The sequence below is a fragment of the Nonomuraea sp. H19 genome (assembly GCF_052068215.1).
Lineage (GTDB): Bacteria > Actinomycetota > Actinomycetes > Streptosporangiales > Streptosporangiaceae > Nonomuraea.
Genome location: NZ_JBQHCV010000007.1, coordinates 123640 through 139658, shown reverse-complemented (window position 1 = coordinate 139658; position 16019 = coordinate 123640). Strand labels below are relative to the sequence as shown.

Below are 16019 nucleotides of genomic sequence, written 5' to 3'. Positions count from 1 at the left end.
CGGGACAAGAGGACGCTCCGTCACGGCGAGCAAACCCGTGAGCCTTCACAACCGGCCATGACAGACGGAGGGGACTACGGCGCGTGCGGTGCCGCCGGGCGACCGTGAAAGAAGAAGAAGTTCTTGATCAGGAGGAGAACGTCCCCTGGCGGTGGATGGTTTGCCAGGGGAGGCGGACGCCGAGGAGGGCGGTGGCCAGGGACTGGATCACCACGAGATACATCAGCTGACGATAGACGAACTGCTGCAACGGCAGCACCCACAGCACGCGCGCCCGCTCCCGGTCGAGTCGCAGCGCGTACCACCCCGTGAGCGCCTGCACCACGACGAACGCCGCCCACACCGCCACCACCGGCAGTGGATCGCCCATCAGCACGCTGTAGAGGGCCATCACGTCCACCACGGGCGCGAACAGCGGCAGCGCCACCTGGAACAGCGCCAGATACCCCAGCCCCCGCCGCCCGAACGTCCCCCGCTCGGCCACCGCCCGCCGGTGCTTCCACATCGCCTGCAGCGTCCCGTAGCACCACCGGTACCGCTGCCGCCACAGCTGCCCCAGCGAACTCGGCGCCTCCGTCCAGGCCAGCGCCTTCTCCTCGTAGACCACGCGCCAGCCCGTGCGGCAGATGGCCATGGTCAGGTCGGTGTCCTCGGCCAGCGTGTCCACGCTCAACCCGCCTGCGGACTCCAGCGCGGCACGGCGGAACGCGCCGATCGCGCCGGGCACGGTCGGCATGCAGCCGAGCAGGTCGAACGCCCGCCGGTCCAGGTTGAAGCCGATCACGTACTCGATGTGCTGCCAGCGGCCGAGCAGCCCGCGCCGGTTTCCGACCTTGGTGTTCCCGCTGACGGCGCCCACGTTCGGGTCGCTCAGCGGCGCCACCAGGTGGCCGATCGTGGCGGGCTCGAACACGGTGTCGCCGTCCACCATGATCACGATGTCGTGCTGAGCGTAGGCGATGCCGGTGTTGAGCGCCGAGGGCTTGCCGCCGTTCTGCTGCCTGATCACGCGCACGCCCGGCAGCCCGAGTGCGGCGGCCCTCGCCGCGGTGTCGTCGGTGGAGCCGTCGTCCACCACGATGACCTGGAGCTCGCCCCGGTAGCCGGTGGTGACCAGCGACAGCACCGTCGCCTCGATCCCGGCCGCCTCGTTGTAGGCCGGGACGATCACACTGACCGGCGGCGGCGACGGCCACGGCGGCGCCCGCCCGGCCCGCCTCCTGCCGCCTCGCACCCGCCGCACGTGGGCCCAGGCCAGCACCAGGAACAACAGCAGCCTGGCCAGCGTGAGCGCGCCCGCCGCGGTCAGCACCCACACCAGCGACTCGGCGAACGCCGTCGAGGCGCGCTGCACCACGCTCAGCCCTTTGCCGACGATCTGGTCCATCGTGCCGGCCGCCACGTACGCCGAGCCCAGCCCGAGCGCTTCGGCCAGCGTCGTGGCCCGGTAACCCTCCTTGCCCAGCCGCGTGAGCAGCCGGTCCACGGCCTCGACCGTCTGGCTCCGGTCGCCGCCGGAGTCGTGCAGCATGACGATCGCGCCGCGCCCCTTGGCCGGCGTGCCGGCCCGGACGATCTGCTCGGTGCCCGGCCGGCTCCAGTCCCTGGTGTCCAGGTCGGTCAGTGCCACCAGGTAGCCGGCGCTCCCGAGCGCGCGGATGGCCTGCCACTGGGGCGTGGTGACGGCGCTCGGCGTGGACGAGTACGGTGGCCGCACCAGCCGCGTGTGCACCCCGGTCGCGCCCGCGATGGCCTTCTGCGTCAGCGACACCTCCATGTTCAGCCGCCACGCCGGAACGCCGGACAAGTCCGCATGCGCGTAGGTGTGGTTGCCGAGCTCGTGGCCCTCGTCCACGATGCGCCTGGCCAGATCGGGGTTCTCGGCGACGCGGGCGCCGACGGCGAAGAACGTCGCCTTCGCGCCGTGCCGCTTCAACACATCGAGCAGCCGGGGAGTCCACTCCGGATCCGGCCCGTCGTCGAACGTGAGCGCCACTGTCCGCGCGGGCATGCGCCGGCTGCGGAACTCCTGGCCGGTCGTGTTCACCATGGGGCCGCCGCGCCGTACCCGGTCCAGAACCGGAGAGGAGGCGGTACCGGCGGGGGCGGCGTGAGTCTCGCCCACCTCGTTGGTGGCGTAGCCGTGCAGCACGAGCGCGAAGGACATCAGCAGGACGGCGATCACCACCACGAACCAGTGACCGCGCGGGTCGGCCTGCTTGGCCCGGTGCGTGACCGGAGAGACGGGCTCGACCGGCCACACATGGGTGTCGGGCAGGCTCACCTCTTGGGGCCGCGCGTCTTGTCCGGGTCCAGTCCCGGAGGCTGCCTCGTCGCCTGGCCGGGCGGCGTGCGATCGGCCTCGGTCGCGGGCGGGGCGCTCGTGGAGGCGCCCGAGGTCGGCGTGGCGGACGGGCTGGTGCTCTGCCGCGCGACGGGGGCCTGGCTCGGCGCCGGGGTCCCCGTACGCCTGGGCGTCGGCGTGGCCGAGACCTGGGGCGCGACCGACCGGGTGGGCCGCGTCTTCGCCGAGGTGGTCGGGCGCGACTCCACGACCGCGGGCACGGATCCCTTGGGCGCGCCGTTCTCGTCGCCCGGCCAGTCGACGGCGTCCAGCCTGGTCGTGCTGAACGCGCCGCCGACCAGCATCGCGGCCGTGGCCAGCATCAGCGTGCCCAGCAAGACTCCGACGATCATCAGCACACGCCTGCGCCGGCCACTCTGATCGACGAACACGGCCGTGCCCGATGGATGGTGCGTCCCACTCACGCATCAAATGCTAGAGACCTGTGCGTACTCCTCTGACCGAAGTGACTTATGTCGTGATAATTCACATAAAACCGTAACTAACAGGTGCATAGCAGGCCGCGCAGCGCCGTCTCCAGGCACAACCCGGAGTGCGCCGGGCTCGGCCACGGGAAGCGCACCAGCGACGAGTCCACCCGCACGGTCGCCCCGAACCGGTCCAGCTCCCACAGCCACACCTCGCCGGCCGCCTCGCCGAGCTGCCTGGACACCCCCGCGGTCAGCTGCGCCCGGTGTGATTCGTTGACGTGGGCGAGCACCCGCTCGGCCGTCTCGCTCAGCGGGTCGGGCGCCGCGCCCAGGTAGTCGTCGGCGTCGAGCAGCCCCGACTCCTGCCCGGTCAGGTAGACGACCTGTCCCACGTCGACCCGCAGCAGCCGGGGCGCGTCCCGCTCCCCGAACCGCTCCAGCGCGTCGAACAGGCTCTCGTCCGCGCAGTGCGCGGCCACCGCCACCGCCGCCGCGCGCGCCTCCTCTTCCGGTACGGCCTCCGCCCAGCCCTGCACCTCGATCAGCCCGCGCGGGTGAGTGACCTCGCCCAGCAGCCGCATCGCCGTCAGGTTCACCGCCAGCACGGCATCCGCGCGCAGGCCGTGCAGCGCCTCGCCGGGCAGCACCAGGAGCACCGGGCGGCCGCGCTCGTCGACCCCGCCGCGGGCGGGGGAGGGGGTGCCGTCGATGGACAGCTTGGCGACGCCGGCGGTCGCGGCCAGAGTGCGGACCCGCTCGGGGATCGGGAGCATGGCGCCTCCTTGGAGTGATCAGGTGGTAGGTTAGCCTTACCTAAGTAAGGAATACCTAATCACATCGAGGTGAACGTGCGCTACACCGGCCCCAAGGTGCGACTGTCACGTCGCGCGGGCGTCCCGCTGACCAGGAAAGCCGTCCGCTACTTCGAGCAGCGCCCCTACCCGCCGGGCGAGCACGGCCGCAAGACCAACCGCCGCAGCACCGGCGACTACGGCCTGCGGCTGATGGAGAAGCAGAAGCTGCGCTGGTACTACGACGTGTCGGAGCGCCAGCTGCGCCGCTACTGGGACCTCGCCCTCCGCAAGCCGGGCGCCTCCGGCGCCGAGCTGGTGACCCTGCTGGAGAGCCGCCTGGCCTCGCTCGTGCTCCGTGCCGGCCTGGCGCCGTCGATCTATGCCGCCCGCCAGTGCGTCAACCACGGCCACATCGCCGTGGACGGCCGCAAGGTTGACATCCCCAGCTACCTGGTCAAGCCGGGCCAGGTCGTCTCGGTCAGGGAACGGTCGCGCAAGATGCAGCCGTTCGTGGCCGCCGCGGAAGGGATCTACGCCGACGAGCGCACCGCCCCCTACCTGTCCGTCGACTACGCCGACCTGCGCTTCACGTTGACGCACCGGCCCGAGCGCGAGCAGATCGTCGTCCCGGTGGACGAGCAGCTCGTGGTGGAGTTCTATTCGCGCTAGCCGTGGATCCTCGCGGTCGTCGCCCTCCGCGACGACCGCGGGCGGCTGCGACGGCGGCACGGCAGGCCACTCGTCGCCTGTGGCGGGTGGCCCGAGGGCCGGGCGGCGGCTCAGTCCAGGGCGCGGTGCCTGCGTAGTTCGGCCACCTCCTTGCGCAGCTCGGCCAGCTCCTCCAGGATCCGCTCGGTGTGGGCCGTGGTGTCCTCGATCGCGGCCCGTTCCTCGGCGTTCTCCTCGTCCATGGCGCTGACCACCACGGCCATGAAGAGGTTCAGGATCACGAAGGTGCACACGAGGATGAAGATGGTGAAGAAGATCCACGCCGAGGGGTGCCGGCTCATCACCTGCCTGGCGATGTTGCCCCAGTCATCCCCGGTCATCGTCTGATAGAGGGTGAACAGCGAGGTCGGCAGGCTGCCGAAGCGGTCAGGGGCGGCCTCACCGTAGAGCTTGGTGGCCATGACCGCGGCCACGTACAGCACCAGGAAGAGCAGCACCACGATGGAGCTCATCCCGGGCATGGCGCGCAGCAGCGCCGACACCACGCGGCGCAGGCTCGGCACCACCGACAGCAGTCGCAGGGCGCGCAGGATGCGCAAGGAGCGCAGCACCGACAGGCCGCCCGTGGTGGGCGCGAAGGCGATGGCGACGATCAGCGTGTCGAAGATGTTCCACGGGTCGCGGACGAACGCCGAGCGCTCCACGTAGACCTTGGCCAGCAGTTCGACGGCGAAGATGTAGAGCGCGGCGTGGTCGACCGCGGTGAGCAGGTGGCCGTGGCGCTCCACGACGGCCGGGAAGGTCTCCAGGCCGAGGGTGCCCGCGTTGACCACGATGACGCCGATGATGAACCGCTGGAAGTGCCGATGGGTGAGGATGGCTTGGGTGCGTTCACGCACGGGGACGGGCTCCTAGGGGGATCGATCAGGTGCCCCACCATGATGACGCAACATGATCAAGTGGAGACTGTGGTATAAAACCCACTTGATTCGCTGGACGACGAGGGGACCCGAGCGACCGCATGTCCTATCCGAACCAGGGTCCCTTCTCCTACGGCCCGCAGCCCCACACCCATCCCAACGGCACCACCATCCTGGTGCTGGGCATCCTGAGCCTGGTGGTCTGCACTCCCCTCGGCCCGTTCGCCTGGTCGATGGGCAACACGGCGCTGCGCGAGATCGACGAGAGCGGCCTCTTCTATGACAACCGCGGCTCGATCCAGGCCGGGCGGATCTGCGGCATCATCAGCTCGATCCTGCTAATCGTCACCGTCGCGTTCGTGGTGATCATATTCGCGATCTTGATCATCAGCGGCGCTCTCGCCGGCGGCAGCAGCAGCTTCTAGGGGCCGCGCGCCGTAGTCGCCGAGGCCCGACTCCAGGAGGTCGAAGGCCTTTTCCGCCTCTGTCCTGAGATCGGGCGCGATCATCTCCCACACCTCGCCCGCGACCATCCGCTGGACCGCGTAGGCCGTCAGGATCCGTGTCGTGTTGAGGATGTGCGCCGCCGCCAGCTGTGGCCCGAGGTCGTCAGGGTCGGCCTCCAGCTCGTCGGCCAGCATTCGCCGCAGTGCCTGCTCCCGCTCGTCGTGGACCTCGCGCAGCCGGGCGACGAGCGCGGGGCTGGCGTTCACGATCCTGGCGAACACGTCGCTGCCCAGGTTGAGCCCGTGGCGCCAGTGGCGGGTGTCGATCGCGTCGAGATAGTCGCGCCGGAAGGCCCGCACCGCGCTCTCTCCCGGCGCGCGCTCCCGCATGACCTGTTGCGGCAGGTCCACGGCCATCTCCTGGCGGTCGGCGAACAGGTCCTCCTTCGTGGAGAAGTAGTTGAAGACCGTGTTGACCGACACGTCGGCGGCGTGCGCCACCTCGGCCACGGTCACGTTGTCGAACCCCCGCGCCATGAACAACCCCATCGCGATGTCCGCGATGCGCTGCCTGGTCTCGCGCTTCTTCCGCTCCCGCAGGCCCTCTCGCATGTCCTCATGCTACCTAATTTGCAGTGACTCCAAAATTGTGGTTACCTCAATTTTGGAGGCGATGAAATGATCAACACTTCGGGTCTGACGAAGACCTTCGACGGCGGCGCGGAGGCCGTCAAAGGCGTGGACATCTCGGTGGAGCCCGGCGAGATCGTCGGCTTCCTCGGTCCCAACGGCGCCGGCAAGACCACGACCATGCGCATGCTGACGACCCTGCTGCAGCCCACGTCGGGCAGCGCCACGGTGGCCGGGCACGACCTGCTCGCCGACGCGCGGCAGGTGCGCAGGCGCATCGGATACGTGTCCCAGGGCGGGGGGATCCTGCCCACGGTGCCGCTGAAGGACGAGCTTGAACTCCAGGCCAGGTTGTACGGAATGAGCCGCCAGGAGGCTGCCGCCAGGACGGAGGAGGCCCTGGCCAGGCTCGAGCTCAAAGGGCTCGAGACCAGGCCCGCCATGACGCTGTCGGGCGGGCAGTGCCGCCGCTTCGACATCGCGTTCGCCCTGCTGCACGATCCGGTCCTGCTCTTCCTCGACGAGCCGACGACCGGCCTGGACCCGCAGAGCCGGGCCAACCTGTGGGACCACATCCGCTCGCTGCGCAAGGAAAAGGGCATGACGGTCTTCCTGACCACCCACTACCTCGACGAGGCCGACGCGCTCTGCGACCGGCTGCTGATCATCGACCACGGCCGGATCGTGGCCGAAGGCACTCCTGCCGAGCTGAAAACCGGCGGCCGCACGCTCGACGACGTGTTCCTCGACATCACCGGCCGGTCGCTGCGCGAGGAGGTGGGCGCCTGATGCTGCGCGACACCTGGGTGCTGTTCCGCCACGGCGTGCGCGTCACGCTGCAGCAGAAAATCGGCATGATCTTCGGCGCCATCCAGCCGCTGCTGTTCCTGGTGCTGTTCGGGCCCATCTTCACGACGTTCGGCACCTGGGAGACCCTGGTGCCCGGCCTGATCATCCAGCTCGGGCTGCTGAGCATGGGCCTGGCCGGGTTCGGGGTGGTCTTCGAGAAGCGCTCCGGCGTGCTGGAGCGCATGCGGGTCACCCCGGCCAGCCGCCTGGCGCTGCTGCTCGGGCGGGTGCTCAACAATGTGGTCACGCTGGTCGTCCAGACGGTGCTGCTCCTGGTGGTCGCCTTCGCCTTCGGCCTGCGCGCGCCGGCGATCGGGCTGCTGGCCGGGTTCGTCCTGGTCGTGGTGCTCGGCGCCAGCCTGGCCGCGCTGTCGTACGCCATCGCGCTGACCATGAACGAGCAGCTGTTCGCGCCGGTGATGTCCACGGCGGTGATCCCGCTGATCCTGCTGTCCGGCTCCTTCCTGCCGATGTCCATGGCGCCGGGCTGGCTCGACGCGGTCTCGCACATCAGCCCCTTCCGGTATGTGCTGGAGGCGCTGCGCGACCTGTTCCACGGGCAGTACCTGACGGGCACCGTGGGCGTCGGGGTGGCCGTGACCGCGGTCTTCGCCGTCGTCAGCCTCACGATCGGCACGCGTGTCTTCAACCGGGCGAACGCCTAGAGAGCGCGGCCGGCCAACCGGCCGCGCTCCTACCACGCCCAGTCCATGGGATCCGTGTGGGCGGAGCGGGTGGATCAGGCCGCGCTCCTGGACCGTCGCCGGAGCGCGGCGATGACTCCCGCCGGATCCACGATCCCGTAGCCGTAGTCGTAGTCGAACCCGACCTCGCTACGGTCCTCCGCGGTACGCCGCAGCAACGCCCGCAACTGCGCCGGGGACAGCGTGGCGGCCGGCCACCGGGTACGCACCGCCGCCACGAGCCCGGCCGCCACCGGAGCCGCCGCGGAGGTCCCCGAGTCGGGCTCGCCCGCGCCGAAGGCCTTCGAACCGGAGAAATGCGTGTACGCGCAGATGTCCGGCTTGCGGGCGGTCAGCCGGCCGGGCCCCTGCGAGGAATAGCCCACCCGCTCCCCGTTGACGTCGATCCCGCCGATCGACAGGGCCTTCGGATGCGAGTTCGCGCCCACGATCGGCCGGTTGGTATAGGCGCACCGGCCGTCCGGGCACTGGCTGCCGCAGTTGCCCGCCGCGAACAGCACGTCGGCGCCCGCCCGGTCCAGCGCGGCCACCATGAGGTTGAACGGATGCGCCGCGTTGTCGGAGTAGTTGCCCGGATGACCGACGGGGAAGTCCCACTCGGGCGAGAACGATCCCCACGAGTTGTTCACGACCAGTGCCCGCGACTCGGCCGGCTGGGCGTCGAGCACGTTGCGCAGGTGCGCGAACGCCGCCACGGCGTCCGACAGCAGCCCGTCCATCGCCGAGCCGCCGGGCCGGGTGGACAGCAGCACCGGGATGTCGATCAGCGACGCCTGCGGGGCGGCGATGAGCGCGTCGAACGCGCACATCGTCCCGTGATCGACCTCGAACTCGCCCGGTCGGCCCCGCACGCCCGCCGGGCTCCAGCACCGCTCGGCGTCGAGCGTGACGGCCCTGCCGAGGTGCTTGGCCGTGTGGGCGGTGTTGACGCCGGTGTCCAGCACGGCCAGCGCCACCCCGGCGCCGTCGAGCCCTTCGGCCTGCAGCCCGGCCACGTTCAGCAGCCGCTCGACGTCGTGCCAGTCGCCGACCGGCGGATCGCCGCCACAGGCGGGGGAGGACTCGATGACCGGGTCGGCGAAGATCCCCACCACGTCGGGCCTGAGCCCGGGCAGCAGCGTGACCCTGGAGGCCAGTTCGTCGTCCGAGATCGTGCCCCGCACCAGCACGGAGGCGTCCTCGGCGGCCAGTGAGAAGTCGAGCGGCTGGTTGAGTGAGAGGGGGTCGCCGCCGGCCGTGGGAACGGGCCGCGGCACGGCCACGGGCACGAACGCCGTGTCGAGCTCGACGCCGGGGAGGCCGTCGGCGACGTCGGACGTGGTGGCGGTCCGGCCGGGGTCGGCCACGGCCGCGACCAGATCGGGGGAGGGACGGAGCTGGATCAGGACCCGCATGTGTCACCACCGAACCTAGTGGAGGGAAGGAACGTCCCAACATTCCTCCACGCGCCGCCAAACGTCCAGTGCGTTACAGGGCTTTTGACCTGCGAAAACACCTCAAACTACGCGAGCCGGGCGACATTTCTTCTGGGGGCGTCGGACTTCCTTGTTCTCGATCTGTTCACTACGGTGAACCACCATGACGCTCCAGGCGCAGAAGCCGGTCGACGACGGGGAAAAGGCTCACTGGCTGGCGGTGCGGCCGAGGCTCATCCTCGCCAGTGCCTTCATGCTCTTCCTCGAGCTGGCGCTGATCCGGTGGACCGGGTCCAACATCGTCCACCTCAGCTATTTCACCAACTTCGTGCTGCTCGGCTCGTTCCTGGGCATCGGGCTCGGGTTCCTGCGCGTGGGGCGCTCGCGGCGGCAGCCGTACTACTCGCCGGTCGTGCTCGCGATCCTGGTCGTCGTCGTGCTGACCTTCCCCGTGACCGTCGACCGGGACACCGAGGGCGTCCTCTACTGGACGAGCCTGTCCACCAGCGGCCCGCCCGCGTGGCTGATCCTGCCGGTGATCTTCTGCGCCGCCGCGCTGGTGGTCATGGGGCCGGCCGAGCTCGTCGGGCGCTGCTTTCCGGAGCTGCCGCGCCTGGAGGCCTACCGCTACGACCTGATCGGCAGCCTCACCGGCATCGCGGCGTTCACGGCGCTGTCGTTCCTGAGCGCGCCGCCGGTGTTCTGGGGGCTGATCGCGGCCGTCTGCTACGGGCTGCTGCTGGTGCCCAGGCCACGCTCCCTTTATGTCGGGCTGGTGACGGTGCCGTCCTTGGCGGTGGTCGGCTTGTTGCTGGCCGAGACGCTGACCGCGGGGGCGATCTGGTCGCCGTACTACAAGGTCACGTTCAAGGCGATGCAGGTGGTCGGCATCGGCGTCACCGACATCGCGGTCAACGGCATCCCGCACCAGCAGGCCGTGCCCGCCGCCGCCCGCCTGCAGTGGGAGCGCCAGTACGGGCTGCCGTACGAGCGGACCACGAAACCGCCCAAGGACGTGCTCATCGTCGGCGCGGGCAGCGGCACCGACGTGGCCATCGCGCTGTCCAAGGGCGCGGCCCGCGTCGACGCCGTGGAGATCGACCCCAAGCTGCGCGAGCTCGGCGGCTCGGTCCACCCCGACCGGCCCTACGACGACCCCCGCGTCACCACGCACATCACCGACGGCCGGGCGTTCCTGGAGCGCACCGGCAACACCTACGACCTGATCCTCTTCGCGCTGCCCGACTCGCTCACCCTCGTCTCCGGGGCCAGCTCACTGCGGCTGGAGAGCTACCTGTTCACCGAGGAGGCCATGCGGGCCGCCCGCGCCCATCTCAAGCCGGGCGGTACGTTCTCGATGTACAACTACTACCGCGAGAGCTGGCTCGTCGACCGCCTGGCCTCGACCATGCAGAGCGCCTTCGGCCACAAGCCGTGCGTCGACGTGGTCAGCACCGCGGGCCACCAGGCCGTGATCACCGCGGGGGTCACCGCGTCGGCCCAGCGCTGCGCCTCCGAATGGCCGGGCGCCGCCGCCGGCACCCCGCAGCCCGCCAACGACGATCGGCCCTTCCTCTATCTGAAGGACGCCACGATCCCGCCGATCTACATCATCACCCTCATCCTGATCCTCATCGTCAGCCTGATCGCCGTCCGCGTCGTGGCGGGCCCGTACCAGCGGATGCGGCCGTACGCGGACCTGTTCCTGCTGGGCGTGGCCTTCATGCTGCTGGAGACGAAGAGCGTGACCGGGTTCGCGCTGTTGTTCGGCACCACGTGGGTGGTCAACGCGATCGTGTTCGGCGGCGTGCTGGTGGCCGTGCTCGCCGCCGTCGAGGTGACCCGCCGCTTCCGCGTGCCGCCGCTGCCGGTCATGTACGCGGTGCTGCTCGCGGGCCTGCTGCTGGCCTGGCTGGTGCCCAACGAGTGGCTGCTGTCGCTCCCGGTGCCGCTGCGGGCGGTGGCGGCCGTGACGGTGGCATTCCTGCCGATCTTCGCCGCGAACGTCGTCTTCGCCAAGCGCTTCGCCGACACGGCCGACGCGACCACCTCCTTCGGCGCGAACCTGCTGGGTGCGATGGTGGGCGGCTGCCTCGAATACGCGGCTCTGGTGATCGGCTACAAGGGCCTGCTGATCGTGGCCGCCGTGTTGTATCTGGGCGCGCTGGCCCTGCTGCCCCGCAAGCGCGCACTGGTGTGACGGCCTGATTTCGGGAATGGCGCCCGCCGGGCGCCAAGCCGTAATTTCCGATCACTTCTTGACGCGTGGTCAGGAGAATTGTTTCTGCCGCGGGTTGATTTGTCGGTGCCTGCGAGGTGCAGTAGAGGTAACACGGCCAGGCCGTGATCGCGATGATCGTTGAATCTGGAATGGGAAATCCGTCTTATCGAAAAGGAGGCGCGGAGATCGGGGGTGACGTCCGGTGAACCCACGAGAAAAGGTGAATAATCATGGCGACACAAAGGGCAGCCAGGATCGACGTCGAGTGCGCCCTGCGGCAGGAGCCGCAGCCGGTGCCCGCAGGTCGCGCGGAGCAGGTCGCCCAGGTTCTCCCCAAGGGAGTGCTGTTCGCAACCGCGGCACCGGGCACGGCAACCGGACAGGCGCGCGTGCCCGACACCGAGTGGGCGCTCACCTCCGCCTGGTCTCATGAGGGACAGATCGCCGCGGGGGTCGCCGCCGTGTACTACGGCGCGGGCCACGACCGCCTCGTCCGGCCGATGATCTTCGCTGACGAGTTCGGCTACGGGCCGAGCGATCTGCCGGCGTTGTGGCGCCATTTCAACGCGCCATATCCGCCCCACGAGAATCGCCTGCTCGACCAGCTGCTCTCCCAGGGAATCGACGTCGTGCTGCTCGGTTTCGGCGTCCGGCACACGCACATCCAGGCCAACGCCGGGGTGGCGGCGGCGTGCATACGGCGGGCCATCGCCGAGCGCACCGGCAGCGCCCCGCTGATCGTCGGCGGTGTCGGCATGGGCGGGCTGATCACCCGCTATGCGCTGGCTGAGATGGAGAACCGCGGCGAAGACCACCAGACCATGACGTACCTGTCCTACGACACGCCGCACAACGGCGCGTGGATCCCGCTCATCCTGCAGCAGCTCGTGTACTTCTCCGAGAGCCTCGCCCCGGCCGAGCCCGGCCAGGCCGAGCTGATCAGGAGCCCCGCGGCGCAGCAACTGCTGTGGGCGTGGGTCGAGAGCGGCCACTATTCGGGACCTGTCGCCACCGCCAGCCCGTTACGCACCGCGTTCCTGGCGGACCTGCGCCGCGTGGGCTGGTTCCCGGTCAAGCCGCGCAAGCTCGGGGTGGCCAACGGCGCCGCCGACGGGACCGGCCGCAACGTGCCGCCCGACGAGCCGGTGTTCGAGTGGAACGCGCTCGGCGGCGCCGTCGGGGCGAGCGTGCGCACCCAGCCGGACCGCGGCACCAGCAGGCTCGTCGGCGGCATGCGAGCCGTGCCCATGTGGGCGGGCAAGAGCTACACCAGCGACGTCGCGTCATTCGACGGGGCGCCGGGCGGGAGGATCCCCGCCTACGGCATGATCGCCGACGAGCTCGGCGCGCCGATCGCGAGCCGTTACCGTTCGGCCTGCTTCGTCCCGTCAGTGAGCGCCGTCGCGCTTCAGTACGACCCCGTGGAGTGGACGGTGGACCTCTACACCGACATCACCGCCCTGTCGCCGGCGCAGAGCCAGCTCGACGACTACCAGTGCGACTCGGACAACTCCGAGCACGGCAAGGTCACCGCCACGCTGGCCGAGTGGATCCTGCGGCAGCTGGCCAAGTAGAAGCCGCCGAGGGGCGTGCTGCGGCGTCCCGCGCGCCGCCGCAGCACGCCCCTCGCGCGCGGGGACGTACGGCGGGACTCAGAGGCCGCAGAGCTCCTCGAGCGACTTGGCATCGGCCTTCTGGGTGTTGCGGGTCGGCGTCTGCGTGGGCGTCGCGGCGCGGGTCTTCGCCGGGGTCGGCGCGGCGCCGCTCGGGGAGGCGCTGACATTGGCCGTCTGCGCCTGCTTGGGCGGACGCATCGAGTCGCTGATCGCCTTCTTCGCGGCCTGGCGGATCTTCAACCAGTCCGGGCTGCCCGGCCAGAACTGCGGCGGCACGAACTGCAGGCTCGTGATCTTCGCGTCCTTGACCTTGACGGCCACCTCGACCAGCGGCTGTACGAGCGGCTCCGGGATGTTGGTCTGGGCCATGCGCTTGGCCGCGCCGGCGATCTTGCCGAAGTTCGCCAGGATGACGCCCGGCGTGGCCTGCTGGGCGAAGGCGCCGATGACGCAGCGCTGGCGGCCCATGCGCGAGAAGTCGTCGCTGTTCACGCGGGAGCGGCCGTACCAGAGGGCCTGCTCGCCGGTCAGCTTCCGGTGGCCCGCCTTGATCGTGCCGGCGGTGCCGTACAGGCCGCCCCACTTGACGTCCTGCTCGATCCGGATCTTCAGGCCGCCGATGGCGTCGACCAGCGCCGCGAAACCGTACATGTTGATCAGGGCGTAGTAGTCGATCTTCAAGCCCAGCGTGTGGCCGATGGCGTCCATCAGCGCTCGCGAGCCCTTGTTCTTGCCGCCCATGATGTCGGGGTGGTCGTTGGCGTACTGCCAGACCTCGTTGAGCAGGCCGCCGTTCGGCAGCTCGGCCATGAAGCCGTTGGGGAACTGCTTGTGGAGCGGCGAGGACGGGGGGAAGCGCACGTGCTGGAGGTTGCGCGGCAGGCTGAACAGGACCGTGTTGCCGGTCTTGAGATCCACGCTGGCCACGTTCATGCTGTCGGTCCGCACGCCGGTGCGGTTGCCCGCCGCGTCGCCGCCGACGAGCAGGAAGTTGACCCGGGTCCGGCCGCCCCATGGGTCCTCGGCGTTCTGGGCGAGGGGCGGCGCGTCGGAGTCGGGCCCGGAGGGGAAGATTCCCTTGATCGCGCTCCGGGCGGTCCCCACGGTCTGGGCGACCAGCGCGAACGGCGACATGACCGCCACGCACAGCACGCCCACCACGATGCCGGTCACCACCTGGCCCTGCTGGTTCAGCCGGTTCGGGCCGAGCGCCACGTACGAGACGACCACGAGCGCGAACCAGGCGAGCGCGAGCACCGAGGCGACGACGATCACCGTGACCATCATCGAGTCGCCGGCAAAGGACGTGAGGCTCGCCAGGAGGTTCTCCCGGGTCAGGCTGAAGGCCAGGGCCGCGAGGAGCACCACCGCGTACACGCCGACGAGCACCAGCCCGGTACGGCGGTGCCCCGCGCGCAGGTGTGCGGCGCCGGGCACGAGGGCGGACAGGGCGGTCCAGCCGAGCAGGGAGGCGGTCGTCAGCGGTTTGGCGAAGCGCGGCAGGCGGGAGCCGGACGCGGGGCGGGAGCCGGACGCGGGGCGGGATGCCGGGCGCGGGCGGCGCGGGGGGCGTCGTTTCCTGCCTCCAGGCACGGTGTCCACCCCATCGCGCTTGCTCACGCCGGCTCCTTCGCATGCCTACCAGGCAAGACCCTCGTTTGCCCCCCGTTGGGCACAAGATTGCCAGGATTCTAGTCCCCATATATGGACATCAGAGACAAGTGCCCAACATGAGATGAACACCACGTACATTTCAGGAGGTCGTCGAGGCCGGCGCCATCCACGTGTTGCACTGGTACGCCTGGCTCTTCTCCCAGCCCTGCCGGAACCACCGGTTGTTGTTCATGGGAGAGCCGTGGTCACGCGGATAGCCGGGATAGTCTCCCACCTGTCCGTAGAACCAGAACAACCGGCTCCGGTTGGACATGTTGATCGGGTACGACGCCGCCACCGATCGCATCCACATGCCGCCGAAGCAGGTGGCCTGCAGCTCCAGCCGCCTGCTGAGCGCCAGCTTGCCGCTCTGGCTGGAGGAGTCCAGCGTGCTGCGCCACCAGGAGTTCATCAGGCCGGTGATGTTCTGGACGTGGTGGCCGTACTCATGGGCCATCATGCTGACGATGCCGCCGTGCCAGCTGATGATCTCGCCGTAGCCGCGGGAGTTGCCGTTGCCCCTGGCCATGGCCGAGGTCGAGGCGTAGATCGTGTTGTTGCGCGGGCAGTAGTACGGCACCATGCTCCCCGGCGACGGGTAGTCGCCGCACGCGCCCCGGCCGCGCGTGGCCGCGATCGCGTAGCCCGGCGGGCTGAACCGGATGCCCTGCTTCTCCAGGATCGGCCTCCATGCCCGGTCCATGCACTTGCCGGTCTTCAGGATCAGCGACTTGAGCTGGCTGTGGCTGAAGATGTTGGCGTTGCCGGCCGGGCAGCTCAGCCGGGGCAGCGCCCCCGCCCGGTAGACGGTGTTGTTCCTCAGGCTCGTGTTCAGCGTGACCTTGGGCGGCTGCGTGACCGTCGTGTCCGGCTCGTCCGGTTCCTCGGTTTCCCGCGTCCTCGTGGGGAACGGATCGGGGTCGTCGGTGGAGCGGGACGGCGGCTCGTACGTCGGAATCGCGATCGGGTTCGTGGTCTCCGACCGCGAGGAGCTCTTGAGCATCGCCGCCCCGATGACGATCAGCACGAACAACGCGGCCAGTGAGCCGAACACGGCGCCGAGCACCCCGACGACCCCCATGCCCGACTTCCTGCGCGGCGGCTGCTGCCACTGCCGCGGCGGCATCGGCGGCATCGGCGGCGGAGGTGGAGGGGGTGGCGGCTGCCGGTGCTGCTGCCCGTACTGCTGCTGCCCGTACGGAGGGGGCGGCGGCGGATACTGCGGGCCTCCTTGGGGGTACGGCTGCCCCTGCGGGAAGGGCGGTCCCTGAGGGGGATAGCCCTGGGGATAGGCCGGCTGCGGTGGTGGCGGTGGCGGCGGGTACGA

General features: G+C 70.0%; 14 protein-coding genes. 7 read left to right on the top strand and 7 right to left on the bottom strand.

All coding sequences use genetic code 11. From position 1 onward, the window contains the following. Positions 1-127: 127 nt before the first annotated feature. Entirely contained in the window at positions 128-2284 is a 2157-nt protein-coding gene (locus ACTMTI_RS17070; protein WP_441121332.1) for a bifunctional polysaccharide deacetylase/glycosyltransferase family 2 protein, read from the bottom strand. Positions 2285-2287: 3 nt separating this feature from the next. Between ACTMTI_RS17070 and ACTMTI_RS17065 the strand changes: the two genes are divergently transcribed. Further along, complete coding sequence (locus ACTMTI_RS17065) at positions 2288-2725, top strand: hypothetical protein (RefSeq protein ID WP_441121331.1); 438 nt, start codon at positions 2288-2290, stop codon at positions 2723-2725. Between the two features lie 121 nt (positions 2726-2846). On the opposite strand, the gene ACTMTI_RS17060 is transcribed toward ACTMTI_RS17065, so the two are convergent. Next, positions 2847-3548 carry a DUF2470 domain-containing protein gene (locus ACTMTI_RS17060; protein ID WP_441121330.1) on the bottom strand — a complete coding sequence of 234 codons (702 nt, stop codon included), beginning with the start codon at positions 3546-3548 and terminating at the stop codon, positions 2847-2849. A 75-nt stretch (positions 3549-3623) separates the two neighbouring features. Between ACTMTI_RS17060 and rpsD the strand changes: the two genes are divergently transcribed. Next, positions 3624-4238, top strand: coding sequence for a 30S ribosomal protein S4 (gene rpsD / locus ACTMTI_RS17055; protein ID WP_441121642.1), 615 nt, complete (start codon positions 3624-3626; stop codon positions 4236-4238). 110 nt (positions 4239-4348) lie between these two features. On the opposite strand, the gene ACTMTI_RS17050 is transcribed toward rpsD, so the two are convergent. Continuing rightward, the gene (locus tag ACTMTI_RS17050; RefSeq protein WP_441121329.1) at positions 4349-5137 is read right to left on the bottom strand and encodes an ion transporter; all 789 of its coding nucleotides are present in this window, start codon (positions 5135-5137) and stop codon (positions 4349-4351) included. A 122-nt stretch (positions 5138-5259) separates the two neighbouring features. Between ACTMTI_RS17050 and ACTMTI_RS17045 the strand changes: the two genes are divergently transcribed. After that, a complete protein-coding gene (locus tag ACTMTI_RS17045; protein WP_441121328.1) occupies positions 5260-5583 on the top strand; it encodes a DUF4190 domain-containing protein in 324 nt (107 codons plus the stop codon). On the opposite strand, the gene ACTMTI_RS17040 is transcribed toward ACTMTI_RS17045, so the two are convergent. Beyond that, the gene (locus ACTMTI_RS17040; RefSeq protein WP_441121327.1) at positions 5497-6216 is read right to left on the bottom strand and encodes a TetR/AcrR family transcriptional regulator; all 720 of its coding nucleotides are present in this window, start codon (positions 6214-6216) and stop codon (positions 5497-5499) included. The two genes, ACTMTI_RS17045 and ACTMTI_RS17040, sit on opposite strands and share 87 nt — an antisense overlap. 66 nt (positions 6217-6282) lie before the next feature. On the opposite strand from ACTMTI_RS17040, the gene ACTMTI_RS17035 reads away from it, so the two are divergent. Next, positions 6283-7023 carry an ABC transporter ATP-binding protein gene (locus ACTMTI_RS17035; protein WP_441121326.1) on the top strand — a complete coding sequence of 247 codons (741 nt, stop codon included), beginning with the start codon at positions 6283-6285 and terminating at the stop codon, positions 7021-7023. Further along, positions 7023-7748: an ABC transporter permease gene (locus tag ACTMTI_RS17030; protein ID WP_441121325.1), complete on the top strand. Its 726-nt coding sequence runs from the start codon at positions 7023-7025 to the stop codon at positions 7746-7748. The genes ACTMTI_RS17035 and ACTMTI_RS17030 overlap by 1 nt, the downstream gene beginning before the upstream one ends. A gap of 74 nt (positions 7749-7822) precedes the next feature. Here ACTMTI_RS17030 and ACTMTI_RS17025 read toward each other — a convergent pair whose 3' ends face one another. Continuing rightward, positions 7823-9181 (bottom strand): S8 family peptidase, encoded by a 1359-nt coding sequence (locus ACTMTI_RS17025; RefSeq protein ID WP_441121324.1) that lies wholly within the window; start codon positions 9179-9181, stop codon positions 7823-7825. A gap of 184 nt (positions 9182-9365) precedes the next feature. Here ACTMTI_RS17025 and ACTMTI_RS17020 point away from each other — a divergent pair, with 184 nt between their 5' ends. Beyond that, positions 9366-11402 carry a spermidine synthase gene (locus ACTMTI_RS17020; protein ID WP_441121323.1) on the top strand — a complete coding sequence of 679 codons (2037 nt, stop codon included), beginning with the start codon at positions 9366-9368 and terminating at the stop codon, positions 11400-11402. Between the two features lie 251 nt (positions 11403-11653). After that, positions 11654-12997 (top strand): hypothetical protein, encoded by a 1344-nt coding sequence (locus tag ACTMTI_RS17015; protein WP_441121322.1) that lies wholly within the window; start codon positions 11654-11656, stop codon positions 12995-12997. A gap of 78 nt (positions 12998-13075) precedes the next feature. Here the strand turns inward: ACTMTI_RS17015 and ACTMTI_RS17010 are convergent, their stop codons facing one another. Further along, entirely contained in the window at positions 13076-14659 is a 1584-nt protein-coding gene (locus tag ACTMTI_RS17010) for an LCP family protein (protein WP_441121321.1), read from the bottom strand. A 133-nt stretch (positions 14660-14792) separates the two neighbouring features. After that, entirely contained in the window at positions 14793-15818 is a 1026-nt protein-coding gene (locus tag ACTMTI_RS17005) for a neutral zinc metallopeptidase (RefSeq protein WP_441121320.1), read from the bottom strand. Positions 15819-16019: the final 201 nt, after the last annotated feature.

Coding starts and splice junctions, on each gene's coding strand:
- ACTMTI_RS17035 (WP_441121326.1), top strand. CDS start 6,283: ATGATCAACACTTCGGGTCTGACGAAGACCTTCGACGGCGGCGCGGAG.
- ACTMTI_RS17060 (WP_441121330.1), bottom strand. CDS start 3,548: ATGCTCCCGATCCCCGAGCGGGTCCGCACTCTGGCCGCGACCGCCGGC.
- ACTMTI_RS17025 (WP_441121324.1), bottom strand. CDS start 9,181: ATGCGGGTCCTGATCCAGCTCCGTCCCTCCCCCGATCTGGTCGCGGCC.
- ACTMTI_RS17040 (WP_441121327.1), bottom strand. CDS start 6,216: ATGCGAGAGGGCCTGCGGGAGCGGAAGAAGCGCGAGACCAGGCAGCGC.
- ACTMTI_RS17030 (WP_441121325.1), top strand. CDS start 7,023: ATGCTGCGCGACACCTGGGTGCTGTTCCGCCACGGCGTGCGCGTCACG.
- ACTMTI_RS17020 (WP_441121323.1), top strand. CDS start 9,366: ATGACGCTCCAGGCGCAGAAGCCGGTCGACGACGGGGAAAAGGCTCAC.
- ACTMTI_RS17005 (WP_441121320.1), bottom strand. CDS start 15,818: ATGCCGCCGCGGCAGTGGCAGCAGCCGCCGCGCAGGAAGTCGGGCATG.
- ACTMTI_RS17015 (WP_441121322.1), top strand. CDS start 11,654: ATGGCGACACAAAGGGCAGCCAGGATCGACGTCGAGTGCGCCCTGCGG.
- ACTMTI_RS17045 (WP_441121328.1), top strand. CDS start 5,260: ATGTCCTATCCGAACCAGGGTCCCTTCTCCTACGGCCCGCAGCCCCAC.